This is a genomic window from Granulicella tundricola MP5ACTX9 (assembly GCF_000178975.2).
GTDB classification, from domain to species: Bacteria; Acidobacteriota; Terriglobia; order Terriglobales; family Acidobacteriaceae; genus Edaphobacter; species Edaphobacter tundricola.
Map to the genome: position 1 here is coordinate 1 of NC_015059.1, position 23,885 is coordinate 23,885.

19 protein-coding genes and 2 pseudogenes are annotated in these 23,885 nt (G+C 53.4%); 13 read left to right on the forward strand and 8 right to left on the reverse strand.

What is annotated here, in order from left to right; translation table 11 throughout:
* The first annotated feature begins 237 nt into the window (after positions 1 to 237).
* Positions 238 to 579: a hypothetical protein gene (locus ACIX9_RS26585; protein ID WP_198152261.1), complete on the forward strand. Its 342-nt coding sequence runs from the start codon at positions 238 to 240 to the stop codon at positions 577 to 579.
* A 110-nt stretch (positions 580 to 689) separates the two neighbouring features.
* Here the strand turns inward: ACIX9_RS26585 and ACIX9_RS22305 are convergent, their stop codons facing one another.
* Positions 690 to 2,120, reverse strand: a complete 1,431-nt coding sequence (locus ACIX9_RS22305; protein WP_013573152.1) for an ISNCY family transposase — start codon at positions 2,118 to 2,120, stop codon at positions 690 to 692.
* 168 nt (positions 2,121 to 2,288) lie between these two features.
* Between ACIX9_RS22305 and ACIX9_RS27240 the strand changes: the two genes are divergently transcribed.
* From ACIX9_RS27240 to ACIX9_RS22330, 6 genes are all read left to right on the forward strand, one after another.
* On the forward strand, positions 2,289 to 2,585 hold the full coding sequence (locus ACIX9_RS27240) for a transposase family protein (protein ID WP_232298984.1): 297 nt from the start codon (positions 2,289 to 2,291) through the stop codon (positions 2,583 to 2,585).
* On the forward strand, positions 2,572 to 3,873 hold the full coding sequence (locus ACIX9_RS25185; RefSeq protein WP_408609742.1) for an ISL3 family transposase: 1,302 nt from the start codon (positions 2,572 to 2,574) through the stop codon (positions 3,871 to 3,873). Before ACIX9_RS27240 ends, ACIX9_RS25185 begins: the two co-directional genes overlap by 14 nt.
* A gap of 2,140 nt (positions 3,874 to 6,013) precedes the next feature.
* Positions 6,014 to 6,262, forward strand: coding sequence for a KH domain-containing protein (locus ACIX9_RS27835; protein WP_013573155.1), 249 nt, complete (start codon positions 6,014 to 6,016; stop codon positions 6,260 to 6,262).
* A 1,054-nt stretch (positions 6,263 to 7,316) separates the two neighbouring features.
* Entirely contained in the window at positions 7,317 to 7,664 is a 348-nt protein-coding gene (locus tag ACIX9_RS22320) for a hypothetical protein (protein ID WP_013573156.1), read from the forward strand.
* 193 nt (positions 7,665 to 7,857) lie between these two features.
* Positions 7,858 to 8,106, forward strand: coding sequence for a type II toxin-antitoxin system Phd/YefM family antitoxin (locus tag ACIX9_RS22325; RefSeq protein WP_013573157.1), 249 nt, complete (start codon positions 7,858 to 7,860; stop codon positions 8,104 to 8,106).
* Positions 8,103 to 8,489: a type II toxin-antitoxin system VapC family toxin gene (locus tag ACIX9_RS22330; protein WP_013573158.1), complete on the forward strand. Its 387-nt coding sequence runs from the start codon at positions 8,103 to 8,105 to the stop codon at positions 8,487 to 8,489. Before ACIX9_RS22325 ends, ACIX9_RS22330 begins: the two co-directional genes overlap by 4 nt.
* Before the next feature lie 73 nt (positions 8,490 to 8,562).
* Here ACIX9_RS22330 and ACIX9_RS22335 read toward each other — a convergent pair whose 3' ends face one another.
* From ACIX9_RS22335 to ACIX9_RS26590, 4 genes and pseudogenes are all read right to left on the reverse strand, one after another.
* Entirely contained in the window at positions 8,563 to 9,390 is an 828-nt protein-coding gene (locus ACIX9_RS22335; RefSeq protein ID WP_013573159.1) for an SDR family oxidoreductase, read from the reverse strand.
* Positions 9,387 to 10,748 (reverse strand): FAD-binding oxidoreductase, encoded by a 1,362-nt coding sequence (locus tag ACIX9_RS22340; protein ID WP_013573160.1) that lies wholly within the window; start codon positions 10,746 to 10,748, stop codon positions 9,387 to 9,389. The genes ACIX9_RS22335 and ACIX9_RS22340 overlap by 4 nt, the downstream gene beginning before the upstream one ends.
* 539 nt (positions 10,749 to 11,287) lie before the next feature.
* Positions 11,288 to 12,251 (reverse strand): annotated as a pseudogene (locus ACIX9_RS22345) (IS5 family transposase).
* Between the two features lie 422 nt (positions 12,252 to 12,673).
* The gene (locus ACIX9_RS26590) at positions 12,674 to 12,922 is read right to left on the reverse strand and encodes a hypothetical protein (protein WP_013573161.1); all 249 of its coding nucleotides are present in this window, start codon (positions 12,920 to 12,922) and stop codon (positions 12,674 to 12,676) included.
* A gap of 250 nt (positions 12,923 to 13,172) precedes the next feature.
* On the opposite strand from ACIX9_RS26590, the gene ACIX9_RS24330 reads away from it, so the two are divergent.
* Positions 13,173 to 13,547: a helix-turn-helix transcriptional regulator gene (locus tag ACIX9_RS24330; RefSeq protein WP_232298990.1), complete on the forward strand. Its 375-nt coding sequence runs from the start codon at positions 13,173 to 13,175 to the stop codon at positions 13,545 to 13,547.
* Between the two features lie 212 nt (positions 13,548 to 13,759).
* Here the strand turns inward: ACIX9_RS24330 and ACIX9_RS27575 are convergent, their stop codons facing one another.
* Together ACIX9_RS27575 and ACIX9_RS22355 are read right to left on the reverse strand one after the other, a co-directional pair.
* Entirely contained in the window at positions 13,760 to 14,053 is a 294-nt protein-coding gene (locus tag ACIX9_RS27575; protein WP_332308653.1) for a hypothetical protein, read from the reverse strand.
* Between the two features lie 39 nt (positions 14,054 to 14,092).
* Positions 14,093 to 15,022: pseudogene (locus ACIX9_RS22355) on the reverse strand (phosphoglucomutase/phosphomannomutase family protein); the annotation flags it as partial.
* 373 nt (positions 15,023 to 15,395) lie between these two features.
* Between ACIX9_RS22355 and ACIX9_RS22360 the strand changes: the two are divergent.
* From ACIX9_RS22360 to ACIX9_RS22380, 5 genes are all read left to right on the forward strand, one after another.
* Complete coding sequence (locus ACIX9_RS22360) at positions 15,396 to 15,995, forward strand: YdcF family protein (protein WP_013573163.1); 600 nt, start codon at positions 15,396 to 15,398, stop codon at positions 15,993 to 15,995.
* A 286-nt stretch (positions 15,996 to 16,281) separates the two neighbouring features.
* On the forward strand, positions 16,282 to 17,319 hold the full coding sequence (locus ACIX9_RS22365; protein ID WP_198152262.1) for a hypothetical protein: 1,038 nt from the start codon (positions 16,282 to 16,284) through the stop codon (positions 17,317 to 17,319).
* A gap of 233 nt (positions 17,320 to 17,552) precedes the next feature.
* Complete coding sequence (locus ACIX9_RS22370; protein ID WP_013573165.1) at positions 17,553 to 18,485, forward strand: glycosyltransferase family 8 protein; 933 nt, start codon at positions 17,553 to 17,555, stop codon at positions 18,483 to 18,485.
* 296 nt (positions 18,486 to 18,781) lie between these two features.
* The gene (locus tag ACIX9_RS22375; RefSeq protein WP_013573166.1) at positions 18,782 to 20,272 is read left to right on the forward strand and encodes a UbiA family prenyltransferase; all 1,491 of its coding nucleotides are present in this window, start codon (positions 18,782 to 18,784) and stop codon (positions 20,270 to 20,272) included.
* A gap of 1,055 nt (positions 20,273 to 21,327) precedes the next feature.
* Entirely contained in the window at positions 21,328 to 21,582 is a 255-nt protein-coding gene (locus tag ACIX9_RS22380) for a helix-turn-helix domain-containing protein (RefSeq protein WP_013573167.1), read from the forward strand.
* Positions 21,583 to 22,552: 970 nt separating this feature from the next.
* Here the strand turns inward: ACIX9_RS22380 and ACIX9_RS22385 are convergent.
* Complete coding sequence (locus tag ACIX9_RS22385) at positions 22,553 to 23,704, reverse strand: ATP-grasp domain-containing protein (RefSeq protein WP_041598228.1); 1,152 nt, start codon at positions 23,702 to 23,704, stop codon at positions 22,553 to 22,555.
* Positions 23,705 to 23,885: the final 181 nt, after the last annotated feature.

Below are 23,885 nucleotides of genomic sequence, written 5' to 3' on the forward strand. Positions count from 1 at the left end.
AACAAAGTGCTCTACAGTTGATGATGCTTCCTTCGGAAGCACTAACCATGGCTGTTCTTACTTCTTAACGGCCCTCACAACTGCATCACTTGCGCAGGAGCAGCAACACACCTCACGGCACTCAACACCGTATCGCTATTCTGTACGGTTGGACAGCTCCATAGGCATCCTCGTATTCACACGGCTCACACAATCACCATCCATCTTAGACAAGTAATGATCTGTTTCCGCCAATTCATGCCAGAACTCACTACCAACGCTGCAGCTATCCCAAGATCTACAAGTGAAAACCAATATGTACCACGTTCAAACTACGAACAGAATGTCTCAATCTTTGCCCCCGACGTGGCGGGGGCACGGCATATGGTCGTTGAATTTTCAAGGGGATCATCTGAACCCTTCATCAATTTCACCGATATACGTAGAGGTTACGAAGGTTTAGTTGACGCCTTGTCTTACGTAGGACATTCCTATGGTTCTTCCTTGCCTTTGGTGAAGATGAGTCCAAAAGACGAGAAAAGAAGCAAGGCTGTTGAGGCGCCCCTCAAGCTAGGAGCGCGCGCCCCCATAAGCATCTGAATTAATAGCAGCATAGACGCTTCGAGGGATCGTTGGGTAGTATCACCAAATGTGCGGAAAAGACTTTTTATCGCTCTGCGCTTACTCACGCAGGAGACATAACATGCATTTTACGCTGTTGGTGCAAAGCGATACCGTCGCTGGATCTGCAAAGCGGTTTTGTCATTATAAGAGATCGCCGTCGTGCTGTGGGGATGTGTGGAATCGCCGTTCTTTGGCGATTTCCACATCTCCATAGCTGCCCTTGTGGCCGACGGCGCGCCTGCGATCGTTCGTCCTTTCTTGCGGTAGCCATTCTTCTCGCTGTTGGTCTGGAATTTGGTCAGTTGCTTTGCATCTTGCCTGGCCTTGATCAGCGAAAGTGCATGACCAAGTCTCTTGTTCTCCACCACCGCTGCGGGACTGACGCGCTGGTCTTTGTCGAAGACACGGTAGGGAAGCACGTGACCGTTTGAGCGCACCTCAAGGTGTCCATCCGAGAAGTGGTAAAGGTCAACATACCTGCCGCCAAGCTCTTCGCTCACCTCGTTGCGCTCCAGGATGAACTGCTTGCGGTCATAGGCCAAGGTGAGCTGATCGCCAACGTGGCGTTGCTCGCGATGACACAGGATGTCAGTCATTCGATTTGCTGGCAGGTTCAGACGCCGGGTGCAGATCGGCAGGGGCTGCGGGAGAGAGAGCGAATCGGTCGCTGAAGCGAGTGATGAACGCCGGGAGGAGGCGTTGCCGGCTTCCAGGTCGCAGACGTTGTCCAGCCGGAGTTCCTTGACAAGACGATCCTGCAGCGTTCGGTTGGCACGCTCGACGCGACCCTTTGCGTGGCTGGATTTCGCGCAGATAATCTCGATGTTGAGCTCTGCGAGGGCTCGGCCGAACTGCGTCATACCCGCACCGCCCTTGGCTTCCGGCTTATTGACTCGAAAGACCGAATGCTTGTACGAGTAAAAGGCAACAGGGTAGCCGTAAGACTTCAGATAGCCGTCAAGCGCCTCGAAGTAGCTGGCGGTGCTCTCGCTCGGAACGAACCGCATCTGCATCAGCCGGCTGGTGGCGTCGTCGATGAAGACCAGTAGCGTACAGGGCTCACCGCGCTGCTCGAACCAGCGGTGCTCTGAGCCGTCGATCTGCACCAGCTCGCCCAAGCTCTCGCGTCTCAGCCTTGGCTGGTGGAAGCTCCTGCGCTGCTTGCGCGACAGCCACACACCGGCCCCAACCATCCACTTGCGCAGCGTCTCGCGTGAGACCTCGATGCCATGCCGCTCTTGCAACATCTCCGCTGCGAACGTTGGTCCGAAGTCCCTATAGTTTTGCCGGATCAGTTCAAGCACCAGCTCCCGAACCCCTGCGCCCAGCTTGTTGCTCGCCGGTCGACCGCGGCTCCTGTGGATCAGGGCACCACCACCGCCATTACGATACCTTACCGCCAGCCGCTGCGCCTGCCTCAAGCTCACGCCCAGCACACCCGCCGCCGACTCTGTCGTCCGACGGCCCGCCAGCACCTCGGTCAAAACCTCAACCCGCCGTAGCTCCTGCTTGCTCATCTGTAGCCAGCCCAATCTTCGCCTCACGATCCTTGTTCCCAAGAATCACCCGGCGACACTTTGGCTTTGCAGAGCTACGACATTATCGCGGCTCTTCCGTACATTTGGTGATTCTTTCCAGCGGCTCTTTGCAGGCGTAGCAAGGAGGTAGCACGCTGGAGGTTCCGGATGGTTCGAGGGACGTTGCTACCGAGCACTTCTGAAGTTGAATTGGTTTGTTTGCGGCCCAGGACTGGGTTGATTGAGGTTGAGCTTCGAACCTCTCGCCCTTTCTCTTGCTGCCCTGTCTGCGGTACGGCTTCGCGGCGGGTTCACAGCCGGTATCTACGCAGGCTGGGCGATCTGCCGTGGGAAGGTATTCTGGTCTCGATCCTGCTTCAGACCCGCAAGTTCTTCTGTGTTGTCGAGACTTGCCGCCGGCGGATGTTTTACCGAACCGCTTTCCGGCACCGTGCTCCGCTATAGTCGGCGGACGCTGCGTTCTTGTGAAGCTCTGGACTGGATCACGGTTATGATCGGCGGTCAGGCCGGAGCTCGGCTGGCCCGTCGTCTCGGCCTGCTGGTCAGTGGCTCCACCTTACTGCGGCAGCTTCGTTGCCGCGCCCGATGTGCGCCGGTCGTGGCTCCGCGTGTACTCGATATCGATGACTGGGCGTGGCGAAAAGGCCATCGTTACGGCACTATCCTGTGTGATCTGGAGAGCCGCAGGGTGATCGATCTGCTGCCGGACCGGGAGGCTGGAACTGTTGCTGCGTGGCTTCGGGAGCATCCTGGCAGTGAGATCGTGAGCCGGGACCGAGGCGGTATTTACGCTCAAGCCACACGGTTGGCCGCGCCTGGAGCCGTACAGGTGGCGGATCGCTGGCACCTGTTGCGGAACCTGAGCGAAGCACTGAAAAACGCGCTCAGTCCGCATCATCGACTGCTCACACAAGCAGCGAGAAGCAGCATGGGGGAGGTTCCAGGCGTCGTCACATCTCCGCAACCTTCGGTTCCGCCGTGGGAGTTACGGGCCAGCCTCCGCAACCGGGAGCGTCGCTTCAGCCGCTACGAAGAGGTGCATCGGCTGGGCCAGACAGGAGCGTCCCATGCTGCGATCGGCCGACAGCTGGGACTCGATCATCGCACCGTACGCAAGTTCCTCAGAACCGAGACGTTCCCCGAAGCGCAACGGAGCCCACGTCCAGGCATCGTCGATCCTTATGCCGAGTACCTCGACCGACGGCTTGAGCAGGGCTGCAGGAACGTGTCCCGGCTGTGGCGCGAACTGCGGGAACGAGGCTTCACGGGTCAACTTAACATCGTGAGACGCTGGCTTCGCTGCCGGCGTGGCTATCAACCGACCTCGGCAGCAGCCGCTCCACACAGAGCTGCACCACGTATCTCAGTCCGGCAGACGGTCTGGCACATCCTGAAGGAAACGCCCTCCGCTCAGACTTATCTTGAACAGGTCTACCAGGCTTCACCCGAGGTGTCTGTCGCGGCCAAGCTGGCCAAGGAGTTCTTCCGACTCATCACGCAGCGAGATCTTCCAGCCCTCACACCGTGGTTCGAGGCTGCGAAGACAACGGCACTGGCCGGCTTCGCCAGCCACCTGACCAGAGATCGAGATGCGGTTGAAGCGGCTCTCAAGCTCCCGTGGAGCCAGGGCCAGGTGGAAGGCCACGTCCATCGGCTCAAGCTCATCAAGCGCCAGATGTATGGCAGAGCCGGCTTCGACCTGCTCAGACTCAGAGTACTTCACACCGCCTGAGCAGGGCGACAAAGAGCAGCCGCCCCAACTAAACCATCCTTCACCAAATGTACGGAAGAGCCATTATCGCGTTGCGCTTACACAAGCAGGAGACATAACGATTCTTATCGGACGTTCAAAAAGCCAACAAATGTTATAAAAATTTGTCCGTCAATCAATTTGCGCTTAGTTGTAGAGCCCCGTTTTGGTTCGCAGTGAATTGTGCAAGTGGTCAATCTGCAAATCTGCTCGTTGACCACCGGCCGAGTAGCTGGCCGATGGTTCATGATCAATGACCCTGCTAATGGGAGACCCAAGTTGCGTCAGAAGCGGATGTTCTCAGGCACCCTTCGGCGGCAATCCAGACCTTTTTGAATGGATGCAAAAAATGTCCCCTACGGTTCAGCATTGAAAGGCGAATCTTTCCAGACACACTCGGCAAGCGCCGAGATACGACGAATAAAGATTCAAAGAAGATTTACGTTGCTCAAGATGTTAATTGAACATGTGGATTTGCGAACCCTCATTGACAAGCGTTTGAGAGGAAAGGAAATCTGCAACCATACCTGATTGAATCTGTGAGATCTTTGAGGCGGAAATGTGAGAGCTTATGAAAGCTAATGGGCACGTAGCCCGTTTGTTAGATTAAAAGCCTCCAAGGGCTTGGCGCATCACAGGCTTACCCGTTAACCAGACTGTTGCCCACCAGAATCCATGCAGCCATTGAACTAAGGCAAAAGGAAACGCGATGAGCGTAAATACGCGACTGCATCAACCGAAGAGCCCCCTAAGAATGGCGGCCATGACATCTCAGGCAGCGCCTATAGAGCCTGGGCGACTCCATGAGCCGTTGAAGCTCACTCTCTAACGATAAGCAGCAAATCGCTACTGCAGTGCTGCACTCTTGAGTTAGATAAGTCTGTTGGAATGCGAGCTCAAGGAGTAATGGCAATCTTAAAAAAATAAACCCACCGCCATCAGACAGTGGGTCTTTTCAAGAGTAATGCTTATCAATGGATGTACTCGTACCCAATCAGGTTGCCTGCTACGATACGCTCATCTCAAATTGTCACGCCGCCCGCTGGTGCGAGGATTCAATTCGGTTTTTCTGTGGCGACACAAGGAGAGAGGCGGAACTGTAAGTTTCACGATGACAGAAGGTACACCGATAGTGATGAATACCCAATGTTTGAAGGACGGTATCGATGATTGTGTGATTGATCGTGTCAAGTTTCGTTTCTTTACACTCTGGGCAAAAAGCAGTCATTACAAGCTCCAGACGTTCTCATTTGCGTCCTGATCCGATCTTAATGCTTGAATGATGTTGCCGCTGGCTTTCTTTGGTAACTAGCAGTAACCGATGCATGGCAGACATCCAGCCACTCTGGCAGTAAAATGTTGTTGATTTGATGAATATCGACATGGATCTTCCGTCTTAAGATGTGCATCTCAAGTCCAATGAATGCCAATACGATCATATTTTTGTTTGGTTGCTATTGCACCGTTAATTTTCTATGCGCGCTAGCGCTGGACCGTTCGGTCGCCAGCCATAGCCGCAAATTACCGCCGACAACTGAACGCGTCCTCAGCTTGGCTGTCTTTACTTTGTTAGGGATCCCCTTAGTGACGCTCATGATGCTCTGGCATTCGTCAAAGAGGTCAGATTCGCTGACGAATTACGACGCTCGGCCTCGTTCCCAGTTTGGAACGGTATGAAAGCAGATGGGTCACCTCACTGCAGAGGTTCTCGGCACTTTGTTAATGTAATGTTGGTCGTAGAATGGATTCTCACGATGGGCAATCAGTCTAAACTTTCAACATGAGACGACTACGCTACGTTGCGAGGAACCAATGCAACTATATAGAGCATTCTCCATTGCCTATGCAGCTATTGCGTCCGCTACTCTTTCAGCGTCAGGGAGGGCATTGCATCCGCCACCCGGAATCGTCCGACCGCACGTCGCACGGCCTCACCTTGCGCACGACTCTTCCCATACGGAGAGCTCCAGGCTTCACCATCGGCACAAAACACCACCGCCGCCGCCCGACGCCATTAATCCGGTTTAGGGCGATAAATTGCAAATCTGTCATTGATCAGGGCATCGCTACTATTTGCCACGGCTCTATTCGCTATGCTCAACCAGCGGACTGAGGTAGAGGTATGTCGGCAGGTCAGCTCGAGGCACACGCAATTCTGACTCGGATCGTGCGCGCTCTTGTGAGAAACCCTGACGCCGTGAACATAGAAATTCGATTAGCTCACACGACGACGTTTGTAGTCACTGTAGCGGCGTCCGATGTTGCTAAGGTGGTTGGAAAGCAAGGTGCGACCGCGAAGGCTCTTCGGACGTTTTTATATGCGATGGGAGCCCAGATGAAGACGCCCTTCGCCCTCTCGATTAAGAGTTAAACCCCTGAGAGCGGCCGTAGAGCCACGCCTCAGGGGACGAACCAACGGAGATTACACCTAGAAATGTAACGGACTTGGATTGGGAGCCGAATCCCACTGTTGGGGGATCCGTATAGACTTCTTGCGGATCCTATGCTCTGCCTGGGCCAAGGTCTTCGACGTAGAAGTCACTTTGCGAAAGATGAAGCGATGAAGCTGCTATGCCAGTCTTTTGATGTGCCGATAAACACGCCTCGAGCTACATAAGAACCGGCGACCAACCAACAAAAATCCCTTAGGACGGAACAAAGGACCCGAGCTGACTTAGTTCCCTGCGGACAAGCGTAATTATGGCAAATTAATCGTGGTGGGTTTCCCGCCCCGGAACCCTCGACCCATGCTGCGACTTGGAGACGGTAAGACGGACCGCCCATGACAGGCATTGGGCCAAGATATTTAGGCAACGGGGTGGCAAGCTAATCTTAATGTCGAGAGCGTTGTGGTCCGCGAGGCTCACGAGAACTTCCCATGACGATGTGGCATTCCGACGAAGAGGGTGAATAATGCGATCGAGCACGGCTCTAGCTTGCTCTCGGACGTGGACGGCGGTTCTCCTCTGGCCTCTTCCAATCTCTAGGATTAATTACTGTCACTTTGCTTGGCGGCTTCGCTGCGATCGGGATCGCTTTGGGTCTAAAAACATGAAGGCCATTTTGTAATCGGATAGGTCCACGACCAGGCCGGGCAGTGTCTTCAGTCTCAGCTTTGTTCTTGGCGGTGATGATGCGATGTGCCAAGTACAAAAAGGGGGGCACGATGAGGTAAAGAAACGCGTTCATAAATATGTTCCGTGCCCGCTTATGGGTTCAGTGAGGAAATTCTATCCCAGGACTCAGATACAGCCCATAACAACGAACTCTTTTCGAATGCTCGCATCGGGTGAGCACAGGCACGGAGTTGCGTATGTACATACGCAACTCCGTGATAGCTTCGTCATGGATGATGGATATCGGTCTTCAATCAGCTTGAATCAGAGTCATTGGCCTGTTAACGTGTACTCAGAGGTGGCGAAGATATGGAGAAAGTTCAAGTCATGTACGAATTGGAGGAGTTCCGGCTGACTGCTCCACCTGACCAATTAGGAGAGCTCTTCATGGAAGCTGTTCTCGAAGACATGGCTCAGCCTCATGCGAAGCGCCCCTTGCAATGCGTCACTGTAAAGATGCCATTGCCAGAGTATTTACGCATGAAACGCGCAACCCAAAAGTGGAACATGACCTATACAGATGTAATCAATTTTTGTACCCAGCGAGTAATCCCAATTCTTGAATCTCCTTCCGGACGGGTCGCCCAAAAACTTGAGCAGCACCGTTTAGATAGTGAGTCCAGGAGAGCTCTTAGGGCCGGACGGAGCAAGAGCTAAGATTATGCAAGATGTCGACTCCCTCGACTTCGTGCATGGTCAACATCTTGGCAGTGCGCATGGCTAGACCGCAGGCCGGACATAACAAAACAGTTGCGGCTTTCTATTGACCGGTTGTCGACTGGAACAGCAGCCATCAAGTTGCCAAGTTAATCTCTCTTAGCTAAGATAGCTTAGCAGTTTGGAGGATGGGATGGTCAGCGCAACTATTTTCGAGGCCAAAACAAGCCTTTCTGCTCTTGTGAAGAAGGCTCAAAAGGGCGAAACCGTGATCATCACCTCGGGTCGACAGAAAACCCCTGTTGCTCAACTACAAGCCATTCACATCGTTTCTAAAAAGAGGCTCGGTGCCTTGAGTACACCAGGCTTTCTTCTCACGAGTGCATTCTATGAGCCACTTGAAGAAGAAGAGCTTGCATTATGGAACGGAGAACATGATTGACTGTTCTTCTGGATACTCATGCCCTACTCTGGGCGATTCTCTCTCCTGAAACCCTTAGTTCGAAGGCATCCAGTACGATCGCAGACGAAAGAAACACCATTCTGGTGTCTACTGCGTCAGCTTGGGAAATTGCGACGAAGGTGCGTGTTGGAAAACTACCTGGTGCAGAAGCATTCGAACGAGACTTTCTCGATATCATCGAGATCGCTGGATATAACCTTCTTTCCATAGACGTAGAGAGTGCTCTTAGAGCTGGGCGTCTCACCAGCGAGCATCGCGATCCCTTTGATTGCATGTTGGCTGCTCAGGCTCTAGCAAAAGACATCCCGATCATTAGCTTGGATGCGAAATTAGAATCCTTTGGCGTACGTCGAATTTGGTAGCGATATCGTCCCAAAATAGGATTTCATGCGAACGAAACTTCCAAGATCGCCGTCGCGAAGCTAATGTATAGCCTCAAAGGTTCAATGTTTTGAACACCCGCTCCGGAATATGCCGGATGATGAACATGATCGGCTGCCACTGGAACGGCACATAAAGATTGTCAGTCCTGTTATCGATCGCCTTCACAATCGTAGCCGCCACCTTGTTCACATCCGCAAACTTTTCAGACCCGGGCATGGAGGCGGTCATTGCCGTCTTCGTGGGCCCTGGCTTAATCGTAATGACATGCACGCCCTCGCGATCAACACGGTTGCGCAGCCCTGCCACATATGCGCTCAGTCCAGCCTTTGAAGCGCCGTATACATAGTTTGACTTACGCCCACGATCACCCGCAACGGACGACAACACCGCTAGCGTGCCCGCGTGACGCTGCACGCAGAAGTTCGCCAGCCACGTCAGTAAGGACACTGCGGATATTAGGTTCGTATGCAGAATCTGCGCCGCCGTCTTAAAGTTCTGCTCCGCAGCAGCCTGATCGCCCAGAACGCCATGCGCCAGGTACGCAATATCCATGCCGGTCAGCGAGTTGATCGCATGCGCTAGCAGTGCCGGATGGCTGGACGTGTCATCCAGATCCGCGACAGCCGTGTCCACATAGCTCGCACCGCGCGTCTTCAGATCTGCCGCAACAGCATCCAGCTTCTGCTGATTGCGCCCCACAAGAAATAAGCTCGCACCCTGCTGCGCCCAGATCCGGCACGTCGCCTCAGCGATTCCGGAGGTCGCGCCCAGCACCAGGATTTTACGTGGCACTTGGTTCACTGCAGGTTTGGAACGGCGGGTCTGCAACCGTTCAGTCGTAGTGGAGGAAGGATCTTGATTCGGGGGATAGGTGCTCATTGGCCTGGACGGTCTCCGGTAACGCGCTCCCAGAAACTGGAAGTCAACATCGGGTCGCGGAAGCGGGCGAGTTGCTCCCACTGCGGGTAAAAGATCTGGAACTGCGAGGCCGTCATCGCCGCATCCTTCGCGGGATAGAGCCTGCCGCCAAAGTCGCGCGTCATATCTGCCAGCCGTTCGAACAACGGAAACGTCACGCCGGCCTTGATCGGAAAATCGAGCGCCAGCGTAATCCCCGGCTGCGGAAAGCTCATCAGCCCCGGCGAAGGAACGTCGCCAAACGCCTTCAGCACAGCCAGAAAACTCGCAAGACCGGACTTTGCGATCTCGTGCAGAATCGCAATCGTACCCTCACGCGCCGACTCCCACGGGATCGCGTACTGAAACTGCAACAGCCCGGATTTGCCGTACATTCGATTCCAGTGCAGCACCTTGTCCAGCGGATAGAAGAACGGTTCGTAGTCCTGCAGGGCCTGAACCCGCGGCTTCATCTGCTTATGAAAGAACAACGTATTGAACAGCGAAACGGTCGTATGGTTCAGCGCAAAACCCGGCGCGTCGAATGGAAACACCAGCTTCGGCTCCTGGCTCGGCTTCAACTCTCCCGGAATGAGGGAGTGGTCCCCCTGCATGAACACGCCGCGCGCAAAGTTCTTGCCGGTCGAGGCACAGTCGACCCAACTCACCGTGTACTCAACCTTTTCCGCCTGCCGCGTCAGCTCCAAAAACTCGTCGATCCCGTGAAACTGGATGCCCTCGTAGTCGATCATGCGGCTCACGATTGGCCGCAGCCGAATCTGCGCCCACGGAATCAGCCCTGTTAGCCCCAGCCCGCCGATCGTCGCCGCAAACCAATCCGGGTTTTCCGTCTTCGAGCACCGCCGATGCGAACCATCGGACCGCACCAGCTCAAACTGCGTCACATGGCTGCCAAACGTACCCGCCACATGATGATTCTTCCCATGGATATCGTTGGCGATCGCGCCGCCCAGCGTCACGTACTTCGTCCCCGGCGTCACCGGCAGGAAGAAACCACGTGGCACCGCAAAGTCCAGGATCTCCGCTAGAGTGATCCCCGCCTCGGCTGTCAGCAGCCCAGTTTCGTGTTCGAACGAAAGCAGGCGGTTCATGCCCGTGGTCAGCAGCAGGTTGCCGCCGTTCAGCAAACAGGAATCGCCGTAGCTCCGGCCCATCCCCACTGGCAGTGAGCCTTTATCCAGCGCGCCCAACCTACCCGGGAAGTTCTGCTGCCACTGAAGCGGAACGATATTGCCGGAGTACTTCGGGTAGCGGCCCCAGGATTGAAACTCCGATCCACTTCTTTGTTTTGCGGAGGGGCCGCCATCTGGCGTTTCCATGGAATCGGACGACGTTTGCCTGGGAGTCTGGAGCATACATCCAGAATACCCCGTGTATCGAATAAGAGAGGCCTTCTCCAACTGGACGGGTATTTACATCAGATAGACTAATTTCGTTGCCTTCCGAACTATGGTTGCGCCTCCGGAGAGTCGCAGCATAGAAAACCTCCACGCTGCGGCCAACAAACCAAGATAGGCTGAGTCGTTGGCTCCCATAAGTCCGGAGCTAATTGACTTTTTACGGACCTAGTTAGCCATTGGTAACCTTCTAGAACGTTACCAATGTTTTGGAATGGTTGTGCCCACTTGAACCAACTGCTTTGACTTCCGCATTAGAGCAACACTGTGCAACTTCTTTAGTAAAAGCTTCGCAAAAGGTTGGGAGGAAGCCGCTAGGGAGCCTCTGCGCAGGCGGCCGATTTGACGATGTCGGTGTGTGACTTGAGTCGGCGGCCAAGTTTTTCTGCGGTTGGGCCGTGCTTTGCTTGTTCTGGCTGGGGTTTGTGCGGAGTCGAAGACTCATAGCCCGTCTCCCGGCGCTAGGCGGCGGTTCCCGCCAGGTGCTTGCGGTGGAGGTAGAGGTTGATGAGGGCGAAGTTGGCGCATAGCCGGTGATGGTTCTTGGCGATGCCTCCTGTAGCGTACCTTGTCGAAGCCGAAGACGCGCTTCAGGATACGGAAGACGTGTTCTACTTTCGCTCTTACTTTTGATTTCGTCGTATTCTTCTTCTTTGCCGCTTCATCGACATAGTTCTTGAACCTGGTTCGCTTGCAGGTCATGTCCTGGGCCTTGGGCGCGGCCTGCCGGATGGCCTTGGTCTGGCCTTGATAGCCGCCGTCGCCCCACACCTTGCGCTCCTCCCCATGTAGCAGATCCGGCAGCATGTGTACGTCGGAGACGTTGGCCGCCGACGTTGCCACTGAGTGCACGTGACCTTCTTTTGCATCAACGCCGACCTGTGCGCCTTCAGTCCGAAGTACCACTGCTTGCCCTTACGAGTCTGACGCATCGCCGGATCACGTCTCTTTCTTCTCGTTCTTGGTCGAAGAAGGCGCATGAATAATGGTCGCATCCACGATCGTGCCGGTCTCGATGCGGACTGCCCCTGGCCGCCAGATGCAGGTTCACCGCGTCGAGCATGGCACCGCCAAGGTCATGCTTTTCGAGCAGGTGGCGGAAGCGCAGCACTGTCGTTCATCCGGTGCCGGAGCCACGCCCAGGTCAACACCAGCGAACCGCCGCAGCGTGAAGGACTCATAAAACGCCTCTTCGACGCCGGGGTCGGACAAGTTGAACCACTGTTGCATAAAGTACGTCCGAAGCATGATCGCAAGCCCGACAGGACGACGGCCGTTGCCGGCCTTCGGGTAGTGCGGTTCGACCAGAGCCTGTAACTCGGGCCACGGAACAACCGCTTCCATCTCATCCAAAAACAGCTCCCGCCGAGACTTCCGCCCATACTTCTCAAAGATCGACTGGGACGCAAACGTCTGCTGCTTCATCGCCATCCACCCCTAACCATCAGATTAATCCATCAGGCCGCGGACGCAGAACTTGTGCAGAGTTTCCCTAGATGTCGGACATCAAGGTGAACTATTTTGTTACCATCGTTAGCAGTAAATGAATAACTCTCCTCGACAACTGCACGACCCCCAAAGCAGATGATCACATCACCATTCTTGGGAACAGCTTCCTGGCCGTCCTCAAATGAAGCGCGAACTTCTATTCTGTTTCTCGCCTGTGCTCGAATGGTGATCAACATAAGTTTTTGCAGTTTCTTTTATGGTTGTTGAGAATTCGCTATTCTGGCGTGTTGCCAGGTTGACCTCTTATTCACCAGTTGCACAATGTCAAGTGGTCGAATCAGCCATTCGAACAAGTTGATGCTTTGAGCTCGATGCATCTGTACTGATGATGCTAGCTTTCAGTTTGACAAAATATTGGCGGAGGCCGATTGAGCCTTTTTCTCGGTAGCAGCCTTCAGCAATACAGCATACTCACGTATTCGTTCGTCTCTGAAGAACTCAAACGCGTGCTTTGCACAGAGATATACAATTGAGCCTTCTGACTGCTCAAGCATATAACGCGCTGGATTACACATTTTGTAGTTACATTGCTTCGCTATTTCTGATGAACTAGGCTCGTAGTTGATGAATTGAGAAGGGGAGATCACGAACACTCCTTTTGAATGGATAGTTCAAGCAGCTTACCGGCCGAATGGATGAGTTGAGCATAATGCCATTGGATGAATCCGTCTACCCATTGCAGAACTATAAACGAAGTCTAGCGTTCACACTTCTGCAAGAAGTCTTTCCTCTGATCTCAAATCAACGCTCTATCTACACAAATCTTTTTGAGAGGCATGTTTAACCTGCAAAGATTCAGAATGCTAAATTGTCTTTCGGGAGGGTTAGGTGGCAGACATGATGCTTCGGATGGCTATAGGTGACAGGATTAGAACTATCCGCAGATCATTCAACGAGAAGGGCGTCTCACAAACTGGCCTCGCAAAGCACGTTGGAGTGGCATGTCACACTGTATCGCGTTGGGAAAATGGCATTTATGAGCCCACGCTGAGCCAATTCAAGAAGATCGCTGATTTTTTTGATGTTCCTGTCGCTGCGTTTTTCCCCGCCCCTACACATCAAACTAGATCGATAGACAAGCTGAACCAGCTAACACAACTAGCTAAGCAGCTGACTATCCGTGATCTTGATGAGGTGCTGCTTTATGCAGAATATCGGTTACAACGCGAAAGTGAAGCAGCTTCTAAAGCCCAAAGCGTGTTACCTGTCTAACGTACAATTAGTCGGATCCCGAGAAGGTTAAGTCAACCTCGCCAGCCTTGAGAACCCAGCATTCTCTTTCTATCCAAACCCATACAGGTTCAGCCATTTAACGAATGGCCCAGATGCGGCACAAGAATAAGTATTTTGCCCAATCGTCGGCCGACCCTAAACTCATGATGTTTAGCCGGAACTTATCGCTTCGCGTGACAGTCCGTTGCAATTCACGCACGTCCTTCAAGCACAAAGCTTTCCGCCACTTTCAGCACCGCATCCACGCTCTCAACCGAGCAACTCTCGCAGTAAACCCTCAGCAGCGGTTCTGTACCCGATGCGCGCAGCAGCAGCCAGGTTTCAGCTGCATTCACCTTATCCGTGCAATGTGAATTCTCGAGGTAGAACTTGATCCCATCCAGCGTCTCCACCCGATTGACCTTCATCCCCGCAAAGTCATCGCCCGCCTTGATTGCACTCGCGCGCTTGATCGCACTCTGCTTCAACTCATCGTTGATATGCATATCGATCCGGTTGTATTGATGTTCGCCATACTCCGCCTGCAGCGCAGCCACCAACTCACCCAGCGTCTTGCCTTCATCCGCCATCACCTGGCATAGCAGCAGGCTGTTCAGCAGCCCATCGCGCTCCGGCAGATGCCTGCTGATCCCCACGCCGCCGGACTCCTCCCCGCCGATCAGAATATTCTCCGTCAGCATCAGGTCGCACACATACTTGAAGCCGATCCCATGCTCATGCAGCTTGCGACCATGCTTCGCTGCAATGCGGTCCAGCATCTTCGTCGTGTTGAACGCCCGCGTCACATCGCCCGGCCAGCCCTTGCGCTCCAGCAGCCATTGCAACAGGATCGCAAAGATCTTGTGCGCATCCACCACGTTGCCGTGCTCATCCACAGCGCCGATACGGTCCGCATCGCCATCCGTCACCAGACCCGCATCGCACGCATCGGCGACAACGCGCTTCTGCGTCTCCGCGATATGCGGCAGAATCGGCTCCGGATTGATCCCCGGAAAATCAGGATTGATCTCCGCCCGCATCTCCACATACGGCACCCCTGCCTCGGCAAAGATCCCGGAGATGATCCCCCGCCCCGCACCATACATGCAGTCGATCAGAAACCTCTTACCGGAAGCCTTGATCGCCGGAAGATCCACAAACTTCGCAATCGCCTCCACATAAGGCGGATTGAAGTTGACCTCCTCAAGCTTCGACGGCTCTGCAGCCGCAGCCAGCGGCTTACCAAGATAAGTCTCAATCGCCGAAATAATCGAAGGCTTACCCGACCCACCATAACTGGCCTTGTATTTCACCCCATTCCACTGCGCCGGGTTGTGGCTGGACGTGATCATTACGCCACCCGCAGCCCCACGCTCCCGCACCGCATAGCTCAACGCCGGAGTAGGCGTGATGATGGAAGCCAGCGCCACCGGAATCCCCGCCGTCGTCAGCACCTCAGCCACCACGCGCGCAAACGCCTGCGAAGCGGCGCAAACCGGACCTCTGCCAACCCCTTAATGCTCATAGACTTATCGTAGCCCAAAGCAAAGCCCATGCCCCTGACACAAAAGGCTCACGATCAGCCAACCGATAAATTGGCATATATTCCCTTTAGAATTTTTGTTGTGCCTGCGGCTCCTCGGTAATTTGCTGCTCGGGGAACTTCATGACGGGCCCTATAATTGCTGAGAACCTCTACCCTTGCAGCTCCACTCTAGAGTCACGGAACTGGCAGTCATCCGATTTAGACTTATAAGGAACGAGTTGATTTCTGCTGTACCAAATGCGCCATCGTAGCCAAGGCTATACCTCACCGAGTGGCAACAATCGTTTAGACAGGAGTTGGACTTGCGCAAGTTTTGGTTAGTGTTTGCCGTGGTGGTATGCATCATGACCGGGATGGCTATTTCTTATTTAACGGTCCCGAAAGAGAACGGTCAACTAGAGTCTTTCGATGCAATTATTGTGATTGGCTGTCCTACCGCGGACGACGGCACCCTCTCTCCAATGCAAAAAGCTCGAGTTCTGGAAGGTGTCAAAGAATTCAGCGCTGGCAAGGCTAAGCATTTGATTTTCTCTGGTGGAGCTTCTAACAATCACTCGATCGAGTCGCAGGTGATGGCCCAAGCCGCAGCAGAGATGGGCGTTCCAAATGAGGCGGTGTTTCTTGATCAGGAGGCGAACAACACCTTGGGAAACATCTTCTTTAGTCACCTCATTATGACAGGCAAGGGTTGGAATAGTGCTGAAGTCATCAGTTCTCAGAATCACCTCCCCCGTTTAGGTGTGATCCTTGCACTATACAATTTCAGCTGGCAGACTCACGCGGCGCCATGGCCTCCCAATATCAATCCTCTTATAAAGTTTCTCTACTATGGGCGTGAGGTCGCTGCTACTACGGTCGTGAGGTGGTTTGGATTCCGAAGCAACGACCTAGTTCCGTTTTAAGCCCCTAACGTCTACAACCTAACCTGGCTACGGTGACTCTTGCCGCCTGGCGCTACGTGAGTTGAATCGCACCGGAGCCCTACGGCAAAGCGGCCATTCTCTGCCAAAGCGGCAGACAGCAATCCTCGAAAGGAAGCTCTTGACCATCGATCCGACCCTATCTGCGTCCGATTCAAGCCGTTTCAACTTCCCTGCCTTGTGTTACGCCTTACTACCAGCACTATTTGCACTGCGATATGTAAACACCCCGCCTGACCTGCGGACCTACGGACCTTCTCATTGGTTCTTGAACTACCATAACGGATTTGTTCGGCGTGCCTTGGTTGGTCAGGTCTTCTCGCACTTCAACTATTTGTCTTGGAGATCGATCTTTGTCGTTGAAGCGTTGATCCTTGGAATTGTCGTTGTCTGCACCTACCTGGTTTTTCGGTCAATGCTTTTTGGTACCCTAAATGAACGCCGCTTCTCGGCCTTCTTGCTGGCAGCTCCCGCTTTTCTTCCTCATCTAGCCTATATGGGAGGAGAGATGGACAATTTTCTTTACATGGCTCTGCTTGCGGGTGCCTTCTGCCTCATGCGGCTGCGGAGCAATACCGGACTGCTTGCAGTCACTCTCTTTTCGGCTTTAGGGCTAGTCCTTCATGAGGGATTTCTGCTCATGTTTTATCCGCTTGTCCTAGTTCTGATAATCGAACTTATCCATCAAAGACGCTTGAAACCCGCAGCTGTAGGAATTCACCTGGCCGTTATAGCTAGTTGCTTCTTATCCATCCTTCATTTCGGAAAGATGAAGGGACTAGAGGCTGAATGGGTGAGCCGCGCACAGGCAAGAACGGATATGCCGATTGAACGAACGGTTTTTGTTGCACTTCATAATTCGTTAGGAGAACAGGTTCATTTTGCTCTGACGCATTACACCATATCCCTTGTAGCGCGCGTCGCTCTCACACTTCTGATGTGCATTCCGTATGAAGTTGTCCTCTGGAGGTTGCTCATTTCGGTTATCGAGGGAAGGGGATATTCGATAGGACTACAGCGAACGGTCTGCTGCCTTTTTTTGGTGCCTCTTCTCCTCATACCGCTTGGTCATGATGCTATGCGTTGGATCGCCGCTCTTTGCATCAACATCTCGCTTTACATGCTCTTCCTGTATCAGACGGACAATAGACATGGAGAAGGATCTGGGGGGATGCGCGCTCTTTTAGCAAATTGGAATGCGGCTCCCGCCGGCATGGCCACCTTCCTCTATCTGAGTGTGCTCGGCCCCTGGGGCCTGGCGGGCAACCGCCTTTTCGCAAATCTTGCTAATCTGCTTGCAAGATAGTTGTAATTAAACGATGCGTGCTAAACGAGTTGCAACAAACGGAATCGGAAGATAGCATGGCTGGATAATGCTTGAGTGGCGAGAACATCTGCAATGCATGTTTCTGCGCTGCAACACATTGATCTCGTTAAACTGGCGGATCCTCACCTAGGACGGCTTGCCTATTCAAGGTTAGATTTCACGTCATCATGTAGTGGAGGAGCATTGCTCTTGGATGTCACAGTAGCCTATCAATGACGACTGATCGAGAGCAGCAAGACCTCATCCCCGTCCTTTTCTGCACGGATCATCATTACTGGAAGCACCTGGGTGTGGCGATCGCCTCGCTTTTGGCAGCGAATCCTTCTCTGAGGTTTCGGATCATAGTGTGTTCTATGATCGAGAACCTAGCTGCTGAGCCCAAGATTCGAGAGATTTTTCCCGCGGTCGAGTTTGTTCGATACAACATTAATCAGTATGGTTTTAGAACCGATCGGAACATCACGATCGCCAGTTATCTCCGTCTTTTTATGACGGAATTTGTTGATCTTGCCATCGACAAATTGCTTTATCTCGATTGTGATATGGTCGTCTGCGGAAATATCCAGAGTCTCTGGGAGACAGACCTTTCAGTCTCATCCTTGGCGGCCGTTCCTGAACCATATGCCGGTCAAGCTGCCCTAGGATTTAAGGCAGGCGATCCCTACTTTAATGGAGGCACCCTGCTGATTAATCTAAAACTTTGGCGTGCCGAAAACCTTCTTGAGCAATTCTTACGTTACGCCAATCTTCATGCTGAACATCTGCTAGCCCACGACCAGGATATTCTCAATGGTGTCCTGCGAGGTCGGATTATCGCCTTGAGCTACCGTTGGAATTTCCACGCACCCTACGCAGATTGTTCTCCAGGTCAGCTTCGAATCGGCGCTCGTGAATTTGCGCAAATACGTAAACTGCCCGCTATCGTCCACTTCGTCGGGAGCGCCAAACCTTGGAGTTTTGATGAAGAACCTCATTATAAGGATCTGTATTGGAGGGCCCGAGCGCTCACACCCTGGCAGACTCCAGCGCCTAAAACCAAGTTTAGAACGCAGCTGCGAGAGCGAATGAATTGGTATTTTCCCAGGTTTTCTGCGGTTTTGCGGAGTTTAGCCGGCAAGAGGAGCCGCTTAGATGTAAGCCGGTAGAAGGTCTGTTACGGAGTTCACATCATCTGCGATGCAGGCGACCGGTCTACGGACTGTTACCCGATTGCGCGGCTTGGTGTGCCGATGTAGATTATGCTCGATGCATACCTAAATACGTATTTGCGTTATCACGTTTATTCGCATTAAGCATTCGTTGTCTTCCGATGCTTTAATCTCACTCTAGTGGCTTCTGCACGCCTGGCGTGATCCTGCTCCCTATAATCGTACGAGTTTGGCGCGAAGCCTCACTGACCCAAAACCGCGGCCAGCAACCTTTCAACCTCGAGTGCAGATTTATGCCTAGTTTCATTCCGAATGAGTCCACCTTCACGCCTACTCTTAGTCTGCCGCTCTGCGTCGATCTCGACGGCACTCTCATCAAATCGGATACCCTTGTCGACTCCGTCCTCGTTCTTGCCCGCCAGCACCCGCGCCTGCTCCTCTCCATCCCCGGCTGGATCCTTAAGGGCAAGGCCTCGTTCAAGCAGCACGTCACCAACACCATTTCGCTTGACGTCTCCGCCCTCCCGTATAACAAGCCGCTGCTGGAGTTCCTTTTTAACCAGCACGCGCAGGGTCGGGCCATTTATCTCGCCACCGCCGCAGACCGCGCCTTGGCCGACCGAATCGCAGCTCATCACCAAATATTCACCGGCGTTCTCGCCTCGGACGGCTCACACAATCTGGCTGGCGACAACAAATATCAAGCATTTATCCAGCAGTTCGGCGAGCAGTTCTCCTATATAGGCAACGCTAGCCCAGACCTTCCTATCCTCACTCGCTGTATCGAGCCCATGGTCGCCAACCCAACCTCTAGCCTCTCGGCCGGCTTACGCTCAGCACACATCACCCCGGCACACTTATTTATGGACCGTGCCAACCCAGCCAAGGCCTGGCTCCGCGCTATCCGCCTCCATCAGTGGGCCAAGAACGTTCTAATCTTCCTTCCGCTTCTCCTGGCCCATGCCTGGTCTGTCTCCCATTTCGCCGGATCGATCCTCGCCTTCCTCGCCTTTGGCCTCTGTGCCTCCGCCACCTACATCGTCAATGACCTACTGGACCTCGAGGCCGACCGCCGCCACCATCGCAAGCGCCGCCGGCCTTTTGCCGCCGGTGATCTCTCAGCCATGTCTGGTTGCCTCATCGTCGTCAGCTTTCTGGCCGCCGCTGCAGCGCTTGCCCTCCTCCTTCCTCAAGTCGTCGGTCCCTTCGGTTCGCCTCTCCAGCACCCGTTCCGCTTCGCCAATTGGCTCTTGCTTTATGCCGTCACGACCACTGCCTACTCGCTCAAGCTGAAACGAGTAGTCCTGCTGGACGTCATTATCCTATCCGGCCTTTACACCGTCCGAATCATTGCCGGCTCCGGAGCAACCGGGATCGAGGTGTCCAAGTGGCTCGCCGGCTTTTCCATCTTTTTCTTTCTTTCCCTTGCCTTCGTCAAGCGCTTTGCAGAACTGGAATCTCTCCGCCTCCGTGGGGCAGCTCCCGCCAATGGCCGTGGATATCTCATCTCGGATATTGAGCAACTTCGAAGCTTCGGCACAGCCTCCGCTTATGCCTCGGTCGTCGTCCTCACGCTCTACATATCGGATCTTGACACAGCCTTGTACAAGCATCCTGGCCGTCTCTGGCTTCTTGTCCCAGTCCTGCTCCTCTGGCTCAGCCGGCTCTGGCTTCAGGCATCGCGTGGCGAACTCGATGAAGACCCCGTGGTATATGCCATCACCGACAAGCGCAGCTTGCTCCTCGGCCTAGCCGTCGTCGGAATAGTTGTCTCGGCACTCTGATCTCGCTCGCTGTTACTTCGTCATGAAGACGGGCGGTATCCAACACAGCAAGCTCGCCAAATTACTATTATTTCTGATGTCCTCCAGAAGAGGACCCTAAATCTCTCGTGGCTTTTGAAAAAGGTCTAGTTTGCGATTAGATTTTGACCCAAGTCAGGAAGTATCGGGTCACATGGTTGGGCTCACTTTTTGCTCATCCCAATGCACTTCCGCATGCGAGTCGAGCAGGATAGACTTTGTTCGATTCTGAGGATCGTGGGGCTTACCATCCGCCCCAGCCTGAAGCCTGAGTCGTAGTCGTCCAGAGCAGGGAGATTCTGATCCGCCATATGGGGATCAACGGGCGCCAATCAAGTGACTCCTCCATCTTGTTCTCCTCCGAGCAACTCCGTTCGCCATGAGGCTATCTCTATGTATGACGAGCTATCGCTAGTGAGTCAAACGAACGTGCAGACGACTTGGCCCCGTGGAAGCGGCGCCGCTTTTTGGGCTTACACTGTGCCAAAAGGGGCAGGCGCGTCAACTGCCTAAATGTAAATATAGGGAATGGTAAGCCCCAAGGGCGAAACTGTCGCAAGACTTATTGATGCGACGGTCAGTCCTCACGTTTACAAATGAGAGAGCCAAAAGACTATCGAAGGTGGAGCCGATCTGCTCGTTGTTGAACGCGAGTCAGCATCGCAACAGGAAGTACGGCGGTTGAAGGCCGAAGCTGTTGTGACGCGCGCGTGGGCCGATCAGCTTTGGCAATCGCTCTAATCTCCGCGAGTGGCATAAAGAGGAGTATCAATCCTGTCGGCGGATAGATGTGCAAGCTGATGCAGCATTGGCTCTTCTTCCTCTCGCGAACTCATATCAAAAGCTGAACTATTCGCAGTTGGAAGAGTGCCTGCAAATGGTAGGAGACGATAGCCTACTTAGTTGCTCATCGGTCAGGTTTAGCCTGACTGTTCCGCAGGTGCTTCAATTCTCACTACCTCGTCTACGTTCTTCCGGGGTTTCGGCTTCACCACGTCTCAGGCACAATGTAGCTAAAACTGTAAAACCACTATGGTATGTACTACTCAGCAGATATCTGCCATTTCTTGGGTATGGCTAAAGATGTTTGCGTTACCCTTGGAGAACGAATTTACGCCCTAATAACAGAGCGAGGTTGGTCTCAAAAGAAGCTGGCAGAGCTTGCCGGAATCCATGCGGATTATGTACACGACGTCGAATACGGCAAAAAAGAGATTTGCTTGCGGATGTTAGCTCGCATCTCTGCCGCCCTTGGCTGTAAGATGTCGGACATGTTAGAGGGCATGGAGTAAATCGCCTGTCAACCTTGTACCAAGGAATCTGATTGTGTTCCTACCAAAGTTGCATTTGCTAATGCTTAGACGCCCGCTATGCTTTGCTCGAAGGGCGGGATCATTTCATATGGCAGATCAGGTTGTAGTGCGTTTCACACATCGATTGAAAGCAGACGGATCGTTCGATTCCATCTGCCTTGCTTGTCTGACGACGATTGCGTCTCAGCCTGCCGAGGCGGAGTTGAAGCGAGAGGAAGAAGAACATGTCTGTTCTTTTGCGTTTCCGATGCGAAGATCGGGGCCACTCCCCGTTGGGGTGAAGCATGGACGCCGTAGCTCTGATGCTGAGTGGGAGAAGCTGGGCAGGAGGTAGGTTCTCTAGGGATCATTAGCGAAAACAAGATTCTCTTTGAGAGTCGCTGTCGTACTCTCCGGCTGGCATCTCACGCATGTAGGATCAAGGTGTGCAAACAAACAACATCTCAGTGACACGTCAGGGACGCAGGGAAAGCTACGTCTACACATGCCTGAGCCTCGCGGCGGTGCTCGGACTGATTGCGCTATCTTTCTTGCCTGGCCAAACTAAACAAGTCTTACATACGACAGCAGACTGCACCTTTACGGGCATCTAGCCGCCTTCGCTGTCATCGGATATCTGACCGGAAGAATATCCCATACTTGAAACGCACGACATTGGAATGGACGCAATAGGTGTACTAATAGGCACAAGCGTTCACAGAATTCGATTGCAATGCCGCACGCAAGGCTTCCGAGAAAGAACAGAACTCGTTGTCCCGGAGTTTTTGAGTCTCTAATGGGCTGATCTGTATTCTGGGGTCAAACATATTACCAACGTATTCGACAGTTATCAGGAATGCGATGGCTCTACTGAATCGGAGATAGGCGTGCTGATGAGGAGGGCAAAGCTTTCTTAGTAGCATGAGAAGGTAGCCCAACCGCGTAGGCACACTTCGAAGTCTCCGCAGTTTTATCCCGAAGACGCTGCTGTATGTCGACGACAAATAGCTTTTATAATTTTAAGGGCCTGTAAACGAGCACTAGAACAGAGCCTGGCGGACCACTGGCGCTCCGTCCACGATACGTTCATCAATTCTTCGGTGAGCTCTGCATCTTCGCGGGGAATGTCGTGGATTAGATCTCCATAGCTACTTTGAAGCTTCTTGAACTGCTCAAGCGGTATCTGAGGAAAGAAGGCGATCGTCTCCTCCGCACTAGGGTCAGGTGCAGAAGCGAAAGTTTCGCCTAAGAGAGCCTTACAAAGGCAGGCAGCGAGGTCTGCGCTCTGACCTACCTTCAAGTGTCCGAGCTGAGTAGCCCGCGGATTCAGCTCGATAAGGAAAGGAGTCCCCGTTCCCTCTTGGATAATGAAGTCCAATCCGCAAAATCCTGAGATGTTCAGCTCCTTCACAATCAGCACTGCTGCTGCGCTGATCTTCGGATGATGCATCGTGCGGACGATGGTCGAGGCGCCAAGCTCATGCTTAGCCGCTATAACCCTCACCGTCACGCTGCCAACCACCTTCCCATGCCAACAGGCGAACATGGCGTTTGCAGAGGTGCCCTTTATATAGGTTTGAGCAATGATCTCTGGCTTTGAACCCGCGCAATTTTCAAAAATGGGATAGAAATTGTGCTCGCTCATGTGCCAAATGGCAGCCACAGGAGTAAGCCGTTTTTGAAGTCGTCGAAATGCCTGTTCGCTCTCTTTCAGATTATGAGCAACCTTGACCCCGTTTCCTGCCCAAGTCCCATCAGCTTTGATGACGAGGGGAAAGGTTCTTCCACTTCTCCAGCTTCCGATATCACTTGGCTGATGAACAATAAGAGTTTCGGGAACTCGAACCCCTTGCCATTTTGCAAGTTGCAGTAGTCTTGCACGGTTGCTGGTGACCGGATACCCGGATGGATCACCGAGAGACCTCACGATGAGTTTGGCGATTGGACTCTCGATATCTCGCAAGGCCTCAGCGTGGAACAGTTGGTGGAGGTGTGTGACCACACGATCATCACAGGGGATGATGAGGTCCGGCATGGATTGCTTGAGTGCGTTTCTGAGCGCCCCAAGTGGGTTGATCGCTTTATACAAAAACTGGCGATTGAGTGCCGTTACGCGTTCCATGGGATTGCCACGAGGAGCAATCCCATCCACTTCACACCCACTCTGTAAAAAAGCCAGAGCGATACGCGCTGAAAGAGGCCACCACGTGGTCGTAGCCACTAGCATTCTAGGTTTCACCAATTCCTCTATTTTGCAGATTACCAAAGTAAGTAACTGCGATGTCTAGTACTTCGACTGGCTG